12 protein-coding genes are annotated in these 14,707 nt (G+C 68.5%); all 12 read left to right on the forward strand.

What is annotated here, in order from left to right; translation table 11 throughout:
* Position 1: 1 nt before the first annotated feature.
* The 12 genes from CHU93_RS13290 (at position 2) to ftsZ (ending at position 14,633) form a co-directional block, all read left to right on the forward strand.
* Positions 2–1,435 (forward strand): UDP-N-acetylmuramoyl-L-alanyl-D-glutamate--2,6-diaminopimelate ligase, encoded by a 1,434-nt coding sequence (locus CHU93_RS13290; RefSeq protein WP_094474650.1) that lies wholly within the window; start codon positions 2–4, stop codon positions 1,433–1,435.
* Positions 1,432–2,817 carry a UDP-N-acetylmuramoyl-tripeptide--D-alanyl-D-alanine ligase gene (locus CHU93_RS13295; RefSeq protein WP_094474651.1) on the forward strand — a complete coding sequence of 462 codons (1,386 nt, stop codon included), beginning with the start codon at positions 1,432–1,434 and terminating at the stop codon, positions 2,815–2,817. Before CHU93_RS13290 ends, CHU93_RS13295 begins: the two co-directional genes overlap by 4 nt.
* The gene (gene mraY / locus CHU93_RS13300; protein ID WP_094474652.1) at positions 2,814–3,887 is read left to right on the forward strand and encodes a phospho-N-acetylmuramoyl-pentapeptide-transferase; all 1,074 of its coding nucleotides are present in this window, start codon (positions 2,814–2,816) and stop codon (positions 3,885–3,887) included. The genes CHU93_RS13295 and mraY overlap by 4 nt, the downstream gene beginning before the upstream one ends.
* Before the next feature lie 103 nt (positions 3,888–3,990).
* Positions 3,991–5,271 carry a UDP-N-acetylmuramoyl-L-alanine--D-glutamate ligase gene (gene murD / locus CHU93_RS13305; RefSeq protein WP_094474653.1) on the forward strand — a complete coding sequence of 427 codons (1,281 nt, stop codon included), beginning with the start codon at positions 3,991–3,993 and terminating at the stop codon, positions 5,269–5,271.
* A 13-nt stretch (positions 5,272–5,284) separates the two neighbouring features.
* Positions 5,285–6,496 (forward strand): peptidoglycan glycosyltransferase FtsW, encoded by a 1,212-nt coding sequence (locus CHU93_RS13310; protein ID WP_086115894.1) that lies wholly within the window; start codon positions 5,285–5,287, stop codon positions 6,494–6,496.
* Positions 6,493–7,617, forward strand: a complete 1,125-nt coding sequence (gene murG, locus CHU93_RS13315; protein WP_094474654.1) for an undecaprenyldiphospho-muramoylpentapeptide beta-N-acetylglucosaminyltransferase — start codon at positions 6,493–6,495, stop codon at positions 7,615–7,617. The genes CHU93_RS13310 and murG overlap by 4 nt, the downstream gene beginning before the upstream one ends.
* Complete coding sequence (murC, locus tag CHU93_RS13320; protein ID WP_094474655.1) at positions 7,614–9,065, forward strand: UDP-N-acetylmuramate--L-alanine ligase; 1,452 nt, start codon at positions 7,614–7,616, stop codon at positions 9,063–9,065. The genes murG and murC overlap by 4 nt, the downstream gene beginning before the upstream one ends.
* Positions 9,062–9,952 (forward strand): UDP-N-acetylmuramate dehydrogenase, encoded by an 891-nt coding sequence (murB, locus tag CHU93_RS13325; protein ID WP_207759280.1) that lies wholly within the window; start codon positions 9,062–9,064, stop codon positions 9,950–9,952. The genes murC and murB overlap by 4 nt, the downstream gene beginning before the upstream one ends.
* Positions 9,949–10,878 (forward strand): D-alanine--D-alanine ligase, encoded by a 930-nt coding sequence (locus CHU93_RS13330; protein WP_094474656.1) that lies wholly within the window; start codon positions 9,949–9,951, stop codon positions 10,876–10,878. Before murB ends, CHU93_RS13330 begins: the two co-directional genes overlap by 4 nt.
* On the forward strand, positions 10,875–11,753 hold the full coding sequence (locus CHU93_RS13335; RefSeq protein WP_094474657.1) for a cell division protein FtsQ/DivIB: 879 nt from the start codon (positions 10,875–10,877) through the stop codon (positions 11,751–11,753). The genes CHU93_RS13330 and CHU93_RS13335 overlap by 4 nt, the downstream gene beginning before the upstream one ends.
* Positions 11,754–11,766: 13 nt before the next feature.
* Entirely contained in the window at positions 11,767–13,047 is a 1,281-nt protein-coding gene (gene ftsA / locus CHU93_RS13340) for a cell division protein FtsA (RefSeq protein ID WP_094474658.1), read from the forward strand.
* A gap of 59 nt (positions 13,048–13,106) precedes the next feature.
* Complete coding sequence (gene ftsZ, locus CHU93_RS13345) at positions 13,107–14,633, forward strand: cell division protein FtsZ (protein ID WP_094474659.1); 1,527 nt, start codon at positions 13,107–13,109, stop codon at positions 14,631–14,633.
* The last annotated feature ends 74 nt before the right edge of the window (positions 14,634–14,707 follow it).

Genomic DNA, 14,707 nt, shown 5'->3' on the forward strand with positions numbered 1-14,707 from the left:
CGTGCGGCTGGGGGCGCTCATTCCAGGTGGTGGCGATGCGGTGGTCACTGGCTTTGCGCTGGACAACCGCAAGGTTGCCCCCGGCACCGTGTTCGGGGCCTTCCAGGGCGCCCGGGTGAATGGCGAGGATTATATTCCGGCTGCCATCGCCGCCGGGGCCGTGGCCGTGGTTGCCCGCCCTGAAGCGGTGGTGGACGGCGCGCTGCACATTGCCGATGCCAATCCGCGCCGTGCCTTTGCCGCCCTGGCCGCCCGCTTCTTCGCGCCCTTCCCGGCGACAACGGTGGCCATCACCGGCACCAACGGCAAGACCAGCACCGCCGAACTGACTCGCCAGCTGTGGCAACTCGCCGGCCAGCGTTCGGCCAGCATCGGCACGCTGGGCGTGACCACCGGTTACGAGCGTGTTGCCCCGGCCGATGGCACTGGCGGCCTGACGACGCCCGATGTCGTCACCTTCCTCGCCACCATGGCCGGCCTGGCGCGCGAAGGCATCAGCCATGCCGCCTTCGAAGCCTCCAGCCACGGGCTTGACCAGTATCGCACCGAAGGCCTGGCCGTGCGGGCCGCGGCCTTCACCAACCTGTCGCGCGATCACCTCGATTACCATGGCACAATGGAGGCATATTTCACCGCGAAAACCCGGCTGATCACCGAGGTGTTGGACGCCAATGGCAGCGCGGTGATCTGGGCCGACGATGGTGACTGGTCGGCCCGGATGATCGCGCTGGCCCGCGCCCGTGGCCTCGCTCTGCTCACCGTTGGCACCGCCGGCGAGACGCTGAAGCTGATCAGCCGCACCCCAACCGCGCTGGGGCAGGACCTGGTGGTGGAAGCGGCCGGCAGCCGCCACAAGATCGCCCTGCCGCTGATCGGCGCCTATCAGGCGGCCAATGCCCTGGTGGCGGCCGGCCTGGTGATTGCCACCGGCGGCGCGGTTGCGGCCACGCTTGCCGCCCTTGCCCGCGTGTCGGGCGTGCGCGGCCGGCTGGAGCGCGCCGTCATCACCCGCAGCGGCGCCGCCGTCTATGTCGATTATGCCCACACGCCCGATGCCATCGTCGCGGCCTGCGCGGCGCTGCGCCCGCACGTGACGGGCAAGCTGATCATCGTCATCGGCGCCGGCGGCGACCGCGACGCCGGCAAGCGCCCGTTGATGGGAGAAGCCGCCACCGCCCACGCCGATCAGGTTTTCATCACCGATGACAATCCGCGCAGCGAGGATCCGGCCGCCATCCGCGCTGCCGTCGCCGCCGGTGCGCCGGGCGCCAGCATCGTGCCCGGCCGGCGCGAGGCGATTGCCGCCGCCATGGCCACGGCCGGGGCGGGCGATATCGTGCTCATCGCGGGCAAGGGCCATGAGCAAGGCCAGATCATCGCCGGCCGCACCCTGCCGTTCGATGATGTCGCCGTTGCGCGGGAGTGCGCGGCATGAGCCTGTGGACCAGCGCCGAGATCGCCGCCGCCTGCGCCGGCACCGCCATCGGTGAGTTCGCCGCCACCGGCGTCACCTTCGACAGCCGCGAGGTGGAGCCCGGCGACCTGTTCATCGCGCTGAAGGGCGAGGCGACCGACGGGCATCGCTATCTCGGCATGGCGCGCGAACGCGGCGCGGCCGGCCTGCTGGTCAGCGAAGCCGTTGACGGCCCTGCCGTGCGCGTGGCGGACACGATGGCCGCCTTGAACGCGCTGGGCGGCGCCGCGCGCGACCGCAGCAACGCGCTTCGCATTGGCGTGACCGGCAGTGTTGGCAAGACCGGCGTGAAGGAGGCGCTGAAGGCGGCGCTCACCCGTTTTGCGCCTGATGCCGTGCACGCCTCGGTCAAGAGCTACAACAACCACACCGGCGTGCCGCTGTCCCTCGCACGTATGCCGGCGGCCAGCCGCTTTGGCGTGTTCGAAATGGGCATGAACCACAGCGGCGAACTGGCCGCCCTCACCCAGCTGGTGCGCCCGCACATCGCCATCGTCACCTGGGTGGCATCGGCCCACCGCGAATTCTTCGCCACCGAGGCCGACATTGCCCGCGCCAAGGCCGAAATCTTTGCCGGCCTGCCGGCTGGCGGCACTGCCATCATCCCGCACGATAATCCCCATGCCGGCCTGCTGGCCGATGCGGCGGTGGCAGCGGGGGCCCGCGTGGTCCGCTTCGGGCAGACGGCCGGGGCCGACGTGATGGCCGAACAGGTGGCCCTCCACCCCGATTGCTCGTGCGTGACCGCCCGCATTGGGGATGACCGCCTGACCTTCAAGATCGGCATGGCTGGCCGCCATTGGGTGAACAACGCGCTGGCCGTGCTGGCCGGAGTGCAGGCAGCCGGCGGCGATCTCGCGCTGGCCGGGCTGGCGCTGGCCGAACTGAACGGCCTGCCGGGCCGGGGCCGGCGGCTGCGGGTGCCGGCCGGGAACGGCCAGGCCATCGTGATCGACGAAGCCTACAACGCCAATCCTGCCAGCATGGCTGCCAGCCTTGCCGTGTTGCGCGACGTGGTGCCGGCCCGCGCCGGCCGCCGCATCGCGTTGTTGGGCAGCATGAAGGAACTGGGCACGCTGTCGGCAGAATTCCACGCCGGCATCGCGCCGCACATCATCGATGCGCAGGTGGCGCTGGCCGTGCTGGTCGGCGCCGAAATGAAGCCATTGGCCGAGGCGCTGGGCCGCCAGACCGACGTGCGCCATGTCGCCACGGCCGATGCGGCGATGGCCGAGATCGGCCGCAGCCTTGCGGCCGACGACGTGCTGCTGGCCAAGGGATCCAATTCAATCGGGCTGGGCCGCGTGGTCGCCGCGCTGGCCGCCGGGGAGCATATGGCATGATCAAGCTGCTGGCTGATCTGGCGGGCTATGAAGGCCTGTTCAACCTGTTCCGCTATATCAGCTTCCGCGCCATCGCGGCACTGATGACCAGCCTGGCCATCGCACTGCTGATCGGCCCGCGCTTCATCGACATGCTGCGCATGAAGCAGGGCAAGGGCCAGCCGATCCGGGAAGACGGGCCGGAATGGCACCTGCTCACCAAGCGCGGCACCCCAACAATGGGCGGCCTGCTCATCCTGATCGGCTTCACGATTTCCACCCTGCTGTGGATGGACATCACCAACGGCTTCGTGTGGGCGGCCCTCGCCGTCACCCTTGGTTTCGGCGCCATCGGCTTCATGGACGATTATGACAAGGTGACGAAGCAGAGCCACAAGGGCGTTTCCGGCAAGGTCCGCCTTTGCCTCGAGTTCCTGATCGCCGGCCTTGCCTGCACCTATATCGCCACCCACACCGGCTTCAAACTCTACCTGCCGCTGGTCAAGGATTATGGACTTGATCTGGGCTGGTTCTACATCGGCTTTGCCGCCTTCATCGTGACCGGGTTTGGCAATGCGGTGAACCTGACCGACGGGCTGGATGGCCTTGCCACCATGCCGGTGATCATCGCCGCCGGGGCCTTTGCCATCATCGCCTATCTGGTAGGGAATATCCGCTTTTCCGATTATCTCGGCATCCATCATGTCGCCGGTTCGGGCGAACTGGCGGTGTTCTGCGCCGCGCTGATCGGTGCCTGTCTGGGCTTCCTGTGGTTCAACGCGCCGCCGGCCCAGGTGTTCATGGGCGACACCGGCAGCCTTGCGCTCGGCGGCGCGCTCGGCACCATCGCGGTCATCACCAATCACGAGCTGGTGCTGCTGGTGATCGGCGGCCTGTTCGTGCTGGAAACCCTGTCCGTCATCATCCAGGTCGTCAGCTTCAAGACCACCGGCCGCCGCGTGTTCCGCATGGCCCCGCTGCACCATCATTATGAAAAGAAAGGCTGGAAAGAATCCACCGTGGTGATCCGCTTCTGGATCATCGCCATCCTGCTCGCCCTTGCGGGCCTGGCCACGCTGAAACTGCGGTGATGGCCATGCTCGTACGCGGCGCTCCACCCCTCATCCTCCAAAACCCCACACCGCGCGCGCCGCGGCGTATCAGTGGCGTGCGGGGGGGTGGAGCGTCGCAGCCTTGATCACCGCACCCGCCTTTGCCGCAAAACGCTGGGGTGTGCTGGGCCTCGCCCGCACCGGCCGGGCGGTTGCGGCTGCCATCACGGCGTCGGGCGGGGATGTCTGGGCCTGGGATGACGGCGAGGCGGCCCGCACCGCCTTTGATGGCACGTTGGTCGATCTTGTGCATGCCGACCTGTCGGGCCTGGCTGGCATCATCGTCTCGCCCGGCGTGCCACACAGCGCCCCGATCTTCGCCGCTGCCGCCAGGGCCGGCGTGCCGGTGATGGGTGACACCGAATTGTTCGCGCGCGCCCTGCCGCACCTGCCGCCCACACGGGTGGTGGGCATCACCGGCACCAACGGCAAATCAACCACCACCGCACTGCTGCACCATCTGCTCGTCACCGCCGGCATCCCCGCTGCGATGGGCGGCAACATCGGCCTGCCGATCCTGGCGCAGGATCCGTTGCCAGCCGGCGGCGTCTGGGTGCTGGAACTGTCGAGCTATCAGCTGGACATCACCCACAGCCTCGCCTGCGATGTGGCCATCCTCACCAACATCACGCCCGATCATCTCGAACGGCACGGCACCATGGCCGGCTATGCCGCAGCCAAGGCGCGGCTCTTTGCCATGCAGACACCCGGCGCCACCGCCATCGTCGGCCGCGCGGCCCAGGCGCATTATCATGTTGCCACGGGCCCAGCCGGCCTGATCACGATCGAGGACGTCGCCCTGCCCGGCGCCCAGGCCGACTGGCCCTCGCTGCAGGGGCCGCACAATCTCGAAAACGCCCGCGCCGCCGTCGCCGCCGCGCGGCGGCTGGGGCTGGACGATGCCACCATCGCGCGCGGGCTCGCCAGCTATCAGGCCCTCGCCCATCGCATGGAACCGGTCGGCGAAAAGCGCGGCCTGTTGTGGGTGAACGACAGCAAGGCGACCAACCCCGATTCCACCGCCCCAGCGCTCGCGGCCTACCAACGCATCCACTGGATTGCCGGCGGCCGGCCCAAGCTCGACACCAATGGCCAGGCCGATCTGTCGGCGGTGCTGCCCAATCTGGGCCAGGTGGTAGATGCATGGCTGATCGGCGAGGCGGCGCCGCAATTCGCCGCGCAGTTGCGCCCGCACTTGCCGGTCACCGAAGCCGGCACGCTTGATGCCGCCATCACGGGCATCCTGGCCACGGCGCAGACCGGAGATGTCGTGCTGTTCAGCCCGGCTGCGGCCAGCTTTGATCAATATCGCGATTTCGAACAGCGCGGCGCGGCCTTCCGCGAGGCCGTGGCAGCCTTGTGAGGGGGATGGACTGATGGGCCTTGCAGCACGCCGCCTCGACAAGCGCAGCTATCCCGCCGGCGCTGGCGCCGCCTTCTCGCGCGGGGACCGCAGCCGCTTCGGCCGCTGGTTCTGGACGATCGACAAGACCCTGCTGCTGCTGATCCTGGCGCTGATCGCGGCCGGCATCACTGCGGTGGCCGCTGCTTCACCGGCGGCGGCCCGGCGGCTTTCGGGCGGCAATTTCCGGATGGACGATCTTTATTTCCTCTACCGCCAACTGATGTGGGTGGCGCTGGGGCTGCCGGTCATGCTCGGCACCTCGATGCTCAGCATCCGCAACCTGAAACGGCTGGCGGTGGTGGGCACATTGATCTGTCTGCTCTCCCTCATCCTGGTGCCGTTCATCGGCGGCGGCGCCAACGGCGCGGCACGCTGGATCCAGCTGCCGGGCTTCCAGTTCCAGCCATCGGAATTCTTCAAGCCCTGCTTCATCATCGCCACCGCCTGGCTGCTCAGCCTGAAGCTGGAGGACGGCAGCCTGCCCACGATGCAGATCAGCGCGGCGGTGTTGGCCATGGCGTTGATCTGCCTGATCGCCCAGCCCGATGTCGGCCAATCGGCACTGATCTCGGTGGTGTGGCTGTCCCAGGCCACGCTGGCCGGCCTGTCGCTCACCATCATCGGCGCACTGGCTGTCACCGGCGTGATCGGGTTGGTTGCCGCCTATTTCACCCTCGATCACTTCGCCGCCCGCATCGACAAGTTCATCACCGGTTCCGGCGACACGTTCCAGATCGACAAGGCGCTGGATTGTTTCCGCGCCGGTGGCCTGATGGGCACCGGGCCGGGCGAAGGCCGCATGAAGTTCCGCCTGCCCGAAGCCCAGACCGATTATATCTTCAGCGTGCTCGGCGAGGAGTTTGGCCTGATTGCCTGCGCCCTGCTTGCTGGGCTGTTCCTGGCGCTGGTGGTGCGTGCCCTGCTGCTGGCGATGGAGGAGGATGATCCCTTCATCTTCCTCGCCACATCGGGTCTGGCCATCCAGTTCGGCCTGCAGGCCACCATCAACATGATGGTCAATCTGGCGCTGCTGCCCTCCAAGGGCATGACCCTGCCCTTCATCAGCCATGGCGGTTCCAGCTTCCTCGCCATCTCGCTGGGCGCCGGCATGCTGCTCGCCCTCACCCGCTGCAATCCCTTCCTGAAGGGGCGGCCCTGGGCCAAGGGCGCTCTGGCCGCATGACCGACAACCCGCGCCCCCGCACCCCACAGCCCGGCGGCACCTATGTGCTGTGCGCCGGCGGCACCGGCGGCCACATGGTGCCGGCGCATTGCCTGGCGCTGGAACTGATGGCGCGTGGCCACGAGGTGCATCTGGTGACAGATGAGCGCGGCCTGCGCTTCCCCGGCCTGTTTCCCGGCGTCCCGGTGACCAAGGTCGATGCCGCCTCCACCGGGCGCAGCGGCTGGAAGGCGCTGCCGCAGGTGACCCTGAGCATCTGGCGCGGCCGCCAGACGGCACGCGCCCTGTTCAAGCAGATCCGCCCGCGCGCGGTGATCGGCTTTGGCGGCTATCCGGCCCTGCCCGGCCTGTTGGCGGCCCTGTCGCTTTATCTGCCCAGCCTGATCCACGAACAGAACGCCGTGCTCGGCCGCACCAACCGCTATCTGGCGGGCCGCGTGCGGGCCATTGCCACCAGCTTCCCCCGGGTGCGCCGGCTCGAAAAATCCTTTGAGCGCCGCGTGCATTTCATTGGCAACCCCGTCCGACCCGAAGTGCTGGCAGCCGCCGATCTGCCTTATGATGCCGAGGCCCCGCGCCTGAAGCTGCTGGTCACCGGCGGCAGCCAGGGCGCCGCCATCCTCAACAGCGTGGTGCCGGCCGCCATTGCCCTGCTGCCGGCAGAGGTGCGCGGGCTCCTGGACATCACCCACCAGGGCCGCGACGAAGACCGCGATGCCATGCTGGCCGCCTATCGCGCCGCCGGGATCGAGCCGGTGATCGCCGCCTATTTCCCCGATCTGCCCGCCGAAATGGCCTCCAGCCATATCGTCATCGCCCGGTCGGGCGCGTCGACCGTGGCCGAACTGGCGGTGATGGGCCGCCCCTCCATCCTGGTGCCGCTGCCGATTGCCACCGATGATCACCAGGCCGACAATGCCGCCGCACTGGTCGCCGCCGGCGGCGCCCAGATGATCCGCCAACCGGATTTCACGCCGGAACGATTGGCGCAGGCCTTGACGGCGTGGCTGGCCGACCGGCAGGGGCTCGGCACAGCCGCCAGCGCGGCGCGCGCCGCCGGCCATCCGGAGGCCGCCAAGCGCCTGGCCAATCTTGTCATCGCCACCGGATTGATCGCATGAGCCCACCCAACACTGCCCTTGGCGCCGCCCCCCTCGCCTTCCGCCCCGGTTTCCGCACCGATATCGGCGTCATCCATTTTGTCGGCATCGGCGGCATCGGCATGTCGGGCATTGCCGAGGTGATGGCCAATCTGGGCTTTGCCGTGCAGGGTTCGGATGCGGCGGAATCCTATGTGGTGGAAGGCCTGCGCAAGAAGGGCATCACCGTCTTCATCGGCCAAAAGCCGGAAAATGTCGCCAACGCCGCCGTGCTGGTGATTTCCACCGCGATCAAAGCCGACAATCCGGAAGTGATGGCCGCCCGGGCCAAGCGCATCCCGGTGGTCCGCCGCGCCGAAATGCTGGCCGAACTGATGCGCCTGAAAAGCTGCGTCGCGGTCGCCGGCACCCACGGCAAGACCACCACCACCTCGATGGTCGCCACGCTGCTCGATGCCGGCGGGCTTGATCCCACGGTGATCAACGGCGGCATCATCAACTCGATCGGCTCCAACGCCCGCCTCGGCGCGTCAGACTGGATGGTGGTGGAAGCCGACGAAAGCGATGGCAGCTTCTTGCGCCTCACCGGCACGTTCGGGATCGTCACCAACATCGATCCCGAGCATCTCGATCACTGGGGCGATTTCGAAAAGGTGCGCGAAGGCTTTCGCCAGTTCGTGCACGCCGTGCCCTTCTATGGCGCTGCCATCCTGTGCATCGATCACCCGGAGGTGCAGGCGCTGATCCCGCGCGTGTCGGATCGCCGCATCATCACCTATGGCTTTGCCGCCACCGCCGATGTGCGTGGGGCCGATGTGACACCAGTGCCGGGCGGCAACCGCTTTGCCGTGCTGGTGCGCACCCGGGATGGCCAACGCCGCATCGATGATCTGGTGCTGCCGATGCCCGGCCGCCACAATGTGCAGAACGCGCTCGCCGCCATTGCCGTCGCGCTGGAACTGGGCGTGGACGATGATGGCCTGCGCGCCGGCCTCGCCCGCTTCGGCGGGGTCAAGCGCCGCTTCACCAAGGTGGGTGAGGTGGCCGGTGCCACCATCATCGACGATTATGGTCACCACCCGGTCGAGATCAAGGCCGTGCTCGCTGCGGCGCGGGAAGGCGCCCAGGACCGCGTCATCGCCGTCGTCCAGCCACACCGTTTCACCCGCCTGCGCGATCTGATGGGCGAATTCTGCGCCGGCTTCAACGATGCCGACATGGTCTATGTCGCGCCGGTCTATGCCGCCGGCGAAGCCCCGATCCCGGGCGTTGACGCCGCCGCGCTGGCCGCCGGCCTGGTCGCCGCCGGCCACCCCAGCGCCGAGACGGTCACCGGCGCCGACAATCTGGCCGTGAAACTGGCCGGCGTGGTGCAGCCCGGCGACCAGGTGATCTGCCTGGGCGCAGGCGATATCACCAAATGGGCGGCCGGCCTGGCCGATGCGATTGCGCGGGTGAAGGCGGGATGAGCCTGCTGCCCACCCCGCGCGGCAAGCTGACGGCAGCAGCGCCGCTGGCCCCGCTGGTCTGGTTCAAGGCCGGCGGTGCGGCCGACTGGCTGTTCGAGCCGGCGGACGTGGAGGATCTGTGCGCCTTTCTGGCCGCGCTCGATCCGGCCGTGCCGGTGATGGCGCTGGGTCTGGGCAGCAATCTGATCGTGCGCGATGGGGGCGTGCCGGGCGTGGTGGTGCGGCTGGGCAAGGTGTTCGGCAAGGTCCGCGCCGAGGGTGAGACACTTGTCTGCGGCGGCGGCGCCAGCGGCATCGCCGTCAGCAGCGCGGCGCGCGATGCCGGCATTGCCGGGCTGGAATTCCTGCGCGGCATTCCCGGCACGGTGGGCGGCTTTGTGCGCATGAACGGCGGCGCCTATGGCCGCGAGGTGGCCGATGCGCTGGTGGACGTGACCATCGTCACCCGCGCTGGCTTCATCGAAACGCGCCCCGCTGCGGCGCTCGGCTACAGCTATCGCCATTCCAACCTGGCCGATGGCGAGATCGTCATCGCCGCGCGGCTGAAGGGCCAGCCCGGCGACAAGGCGGCCATCCAGGCCGAGATGGACCGCATCGCCGCCGCCCGCGAGGCCAGCCAGCCGCTGCGCACCCGCACCGGCGGCTCCACCTTCAAGAACCCGCCGGGCCTGAAGGCGTGGGAACTGGTCCACAACGCCGGCTGCCGGGGCCTTCGCGTCGGTGGCGCGGAAGTCAGCGAAAAGCATTCGAATTTCCTGATCAACAGCCACGGCGCCCGCGCCGCCGACATCGAGGCGCTGGGCGAACTGGTGCGCGCCCATGTGCTGCGTGAGCAGGGCGTGAGCCTCGAGTGGGAGATCCAGCGGGTGGGGCGGGTGAAGCCATGAAGGTCGCAGTCCTCATGGGCGGCTGGTCCGCCGAGCGCGAGGTGTCGCTCACCTCCGGGCGCGGTATTGCCGATGCCTGCCGCAGCCTTGGCCATGACGTGATCGAGATCGACATGGGCCGCAACCTTGCCCAGCAACTGCTCAGCGCCGCGCCCGACGTGGTGTTCAATGCCCTGCACGGCACCCCCGGCGAAGATGGCAGCGTGCAGGGCGTTATGGACCTGCTCGGCATCCCCTATACCCACAGCGGCCTCACCACCTCGGCCATCGCCATCGACAAGGAATTGACCAAGAAGATCCTGGTGCCGGCCGGCATCCCGATGCCGCAGGGCCGCATCGTCGCCAGCGAAACCCTCTTCGAAGCCGATCCCCTGCCCCGCCCCTATGTGCTCAAACCGGTCAACGAAGGCTCCAGCGTTGGCGTCGCCATTGTCACGAACAACAGCAACCATGGCCAGCCCATCCGCCGTGACGTGCCGGGCCCCTGGGCCGAATTCCCGACCCTGCTCGCCGAACCCTTCATCGCCGGTAAGGAACTCACTGTCGCAGTGCTGGGCGATGAGGCGCTGGCGGTGACGGAATTGAAACCGGTTTCGGGTTTCTATGACTATGATGCGAAATACACCGATGGGGTGACCGTGCACGAGTGCCCCGCCCAACTGCCCGCCGACGTGGAGGCCGCAGCCCTCGCCCATGCGCTGGCCGCGCACCGGGCGCTGGGTTGCCGCGGCACCAGCCGCAGCGATTTCCGCTGGGATCCGGATCAGGGCCTGGCCGGGCTGTTCCTGCTGGAGGTGAACACCCAGCCGGGGATGACGCCATTGAGCCTGGTGCCGGAACAGGCAAAATATCGCGGCATCAGCTATGAACAGCTGGTGCAGCGCCTGATCGACACGGCGATCGCCGATCATGGGAGGGCCGCATGACCGCAGCGGTGCTGAAGCGCGGCGCTCCGCCGCCCAAGCGTGCGCGCAGCAAGGCGACAAGCCCCGCCAATGCCCGCCCGCCCGTCACCCGCCGACAGCTGCTGCTCGGCCTGGGCGGCCTGTGTGCGGTGGCGCTCGCCGTCATGATCCTGATGGGCGTGCCCCAGCGCATCTGGGCCGGTTTCGTGGAATGGACCGCGGCGCGCGGCTGGGAAGTGCGTCACGTTGAATTGACCGGCGCGCGCGAGCAGAACCGCCTCGCCATCTACAATGCCGTTCTCAACGGCCCCAGCAACGCCATGCTCGACACCGATCTTGATGATGTGCGCACCAGGCTGCGCGCCCTGCCGTGGATTGCCGATGCCAGCGTGCAACGCCGCCTGCCCGACACGCTGGTGATCGAGGTGACCGAACGCAAGCCGGTGGCGCTCTGGCAGCTGCACGGCCAACTGGCAGCCATCGACATCAGCGGCCGGGTGCTGGCCCGCGACCGGCTGGAACGCTGGAATGATCTGCCCATCCTGGTCGGCCCCGGCGCCAATGCCCGCGTGCGCGACGCGCTGGAGCTGATTGCCGCCACCCCGCTGGGCCGCGACATGTTCGCCGCCACGCTGGTCGGTGGTCGCCGCTGGGATCTGCGCTTCAAGAGCGGCGAGGTGCTGGCCCTGCCCGATCAGCCGGGCCAGGCCCGCGCTGCGTTGGCCAGCTTTGCCCGGCTTGATGCCAAGGGGCCCGACCGGCTGCTCGGCGGCCGTTTCACCCGGTTCGACATGCGCCTGCCCGGCCGCATGATCGTGGCCGGCCCGGCTGTCGCGGAAAGCCTGGCCGCCGCCGAAAAGGCCCGCCGCGCCGCGGCCCAGGCCCAGGCCATCTGAGGGACACGCCGCCATGCCCCCCCGCATCCCACTCCCCACCGCGCTCGGCCGCAGCCAGGCGGAACGCACGGTTGCCGTGCTCGACGTTGGCACGTCGAAGGTCGCGGCGCTGATTGCGCTGGTTGGCGGTGAAGGCGAGCCGCGCGTGATCGGCAGCGGGCAAAAGCCCTGCACCGGCCTCAGGCGCGCCACCGTCACCGATTTCGACAAGACCGAAATGGCTATCCGCGGCGCCATGGACCAGGCCGAACGCGCCGCTGGCATCCAGGTTGAAAGCGTCGTGGCCAGCTTTGCCGCGGGCAATCTGTCAAGCAGCATGGCCTCGACCGAGATCGACATCGCCGGCGCCAGCATCACCCCGACCGACATGGTGACCCTGCGCCAGGCCGGCCGCGCCGCCATTGATCCCAAGGGCCGCAGCATCATCCATGCGCTGCCGGCGCTCTATGTCCTCGATGGCCTGCCCGGCGTCGAAAGCCCGCTCGGCTTGCATGCCGATCGGCTGGGCATGGATATCCATGTCGTCGCCGCCGACACGCCGGCGATCCTCAACTTCGGCCGTGCCGTCGGCCAGGCGCATCTGGGCGTCTCGTCCCTGGTGGCAACCCCGCTCGCCGCCGGCCTGGCCGTGCTCGATGCCGAAGAACGCGACATCGGCGTCGCCCTGATCGACATTGGCGCCGGCATCACCAGCATCGCCGTCTATCGCTTCGGCATTCCGGTGGGTGTCGCCACCGTGCCAATGGGCAGTGCCGACATCACCGATGATATCGCCGCCGCCTTCGCCACCCGCCGCAGCCATGCGGAACGGCTGAAAACCTTCGACGGTGCCGCCGTCGCCACCACCCGCGACCAGACCGATCCGGTGATCATCCCGCCGATGGTGGACGATGGCAGCGTGGAGCCGATCAAGGTGCCGCGCGCCCAGCTGGTTGGCGTCATCCGCACCCGGCTCGACATGCTGTTCGGCGAAATCGCCGCCGCGCTGTCGGCGCTGGGCTTTGTCGGCCCGCAGGCGCGGCGGGTTGTCCTCACCGGCGGCGGTGCCGATCTGCGGTCCATCGGCGAATATGCCGGCACGTATTTGCGCTGCAATGTCCGCATCGGCCGGCCGCGCGGCCTGGCGGGCCTGCCGGTGGCCCAGGAAGGCCCGGCCTTTGCCGCGCTCGCTGGCCTGGTGCTGTTTGCCGGGGCCGACAATGGCGATGTCTGGCACCAGCCGCAGTCGAGCGAGAGCGCTGCGCCAAAGCGGGGCTTGACCGGCGTCATCGAAAAACTGTGGGGAAGTCTGTGAAGACTCTTTCCCCCGATTCGCGCATCATCTAGTATGCCCACAATCTCGGGAGACACGACATGCTGGAATTCGCCAAGCCGGAACTGACCGAACTCAAGCCGCGCATTGCCGTGGTGGGCGTGGGCGGCGCCGGCTGCAATGCCGTGGCCAACATGATCGAGGCGGAATTGATGGGCGTCGAGTTCATCGTCGCCAACACCGATGCCCAGCAGCTGGCGATGAGCAAGGCAGCCACCCGCATCCAGCTCGGCATGAAAATCACCCAAGGCCTGGGCGCCGGCGCCCGTCCGGAGATCGGCCGCGCCGCTGCCGAGGAAACGCTTGATCAGCTCGAAACCGCGCTGGATGGCGCCCACATGTGCTTCATCGCCGCCGGCATGGGCGGCGGCACCGGCACCGGCGCCGCCCCGGTCGTGGCCCGCGCCGCCCGCGAAAAGGGCATCCTGACCGTTGGTGTCGTCACCAAGCCGTTCAGCTTTGAAGGCAGCAAGCGCATGAAGGCGGCCGAGGAAGGCATTGCCGAGCTGCAGAAGCATGTCGACACGCTGATCATCATCCCGAACCAGAATCTCTTCCTGATCGCCAACGCCAACACCACCTTCAAGGATGCGTTCGCGATGGCCGATCAGGTGCTGCACCAGGGCGTGCGTGGCATCACCGATCTGATGATCATGCCCGGCCTGATCAACCTCGACTTTGCCGACATCCGCACCGTGATGAGCGAGATGGGCAAGGCCATGATGGGCACCGGCGAAGCCACCGGCGACGGCCGCGCCATCGAAGCGGCGCAAAAGGCCATCGCCAACCCGCTGCTCGACGAAGTCTCCATGCGCGGCGCCAAGGGCGTGATCATCAACATCACCGGCGGCGACGACCTGAAGCTGATGGAAGTCGACGAAGCCGCCTCCTACATCCGCGACATGGTCGATACCGATGCCAACATCATCGTTGGCAGCGCCTTCAACCGCGATCTGGATGGCGTGATGCGGGTGAGCGTGGTGGCCACCGGCATCGACGCCGCCGCCAAACCGATGCCGGTCACCGCGCCGGCCAAGAAGACCAACGGCGCCGCCTTCCTGGCCCAGCCCAGCATCTTCTCTGCCCCGCCGCCATCGGGTGGTGGTGAACCCGCACCGGTCGAAACCACGCCGGAACCCGCCGTGGCGGCCGCCCCGGTGGCACCGGTTGCCCTGGCGCTCGACCTGCCGGTGGCGGAATCGGCCATCGCCCGCGTGCTCGACACCGTGGAACAGACGCCTGAGCCCGTCGCCGAAGCCGAAGAGGATGACGCCATCGATCTGGCCGATGCGGAGCAGGTGGATGAGCCCGCTCCCGCCAATTTCACCTTCACCCCGGTCGTGCCGCCGGCCGCACCCGCGCCGGTGGCTGGCCCCGCCGCCGATCCGGTGCCGGAACCGGTCGCAGCCGCGCCGGAACGCCCGCTCACCCTGTTCGAACGCATGATGGGCATGAGCCGCAAGCCGCGCACGCCCGAGCCGCCGCAGAATCTGGCGCCGACGCCGGTCGCGCCTGCTGCCAGCGATGATGACGTGCCGGGCTTCATGCGCCGTCAGGTCAACCGCTAAGACGCCGTCCGGCGAAGATCACGGGCCCGGCTGGCAGCAGCCGGGCCCGTTTCGTTTGAGGCGCTGGACGGGGG

Origin of the sequence: Sandarakinorhabdus cyanobacteriorum (genome assembly GCF_002251755.1) — a bacterium.
GTDB lineage: Bacteria > Pseudomonadota > Alphaproteobacteria > Sphingomonadales > Sphingomonadaceae > Sandarakinorhabdus > Sandarakinorhabdus cyanobacteriorum.

Coding starts and splice junctions, on each gene's coding strand:
- CHU93_RS13330 (WP_094474656.1), top strand. CDS start 9,949: ATGAAGGTCGCAGTCCTCATGGGCGGCTGGTCCGCCGAGCGCGAGGTG.
- CHU93_RS13335 (WP_094474657.1), top strand. CDS start 10,875: ATGACCGCAGCGGTGCTGAAGCGCGGCGCTCCGCCGCCCAAGCGTGCG.
- ftsZ (WP_094474659.1), top strand. CDS start 13,107: ATGCTGGAATTCGCCAAGCCGGAACTGACCGAACTCAAGCCGCGCATT.
- murB (WP_207759280.1), top strand. CDS start 9,062: ATGAGCCTGCTGCCCACCCCGCGCGGCAAGCTGACGGCAGCAGCGCCG.
- murC (WP_094474655.1), top strand. CDS start 7,614: ATGAGCCCACCCAACACTGCCCTTGGCGCCGCCCCCCTCGCCTTCCGC.
- CHU93_RS13295 (WP_094474651.1), top strand. CDS start 1,432: ATGAGCCTGTGGACCAGCGCCGAGATCGCCGCCGCCTGCGCCGGCACC.
- CHU93_RS13310 (WP_086115894.1), top strand. CDS start 5,285: ATGGGCCTTGCAGCACGCCGCCTCGACAAGCGCAGCTATCCCGCCGGC.
- mraY (WP_094474652.1), top strand. CDS start 2,814: ATGATCAAGCTGCTGGCTGATCTGGCGGGCTATGAAGGCCTGTTCAAC.
- murG (WP_094474654.1), top strand. CDS start 6,493: ATGACCGACAACCCGCGCCCCCGCACCCCACAGCCCGGCGGCACCTAT.
- ftsA (WP_094474658.1), top strand. CDS start 11,767: ATGCCCCCCCGCATCCCACTCCCCACCGCGCTCGGCCGCAGCCAGGCG.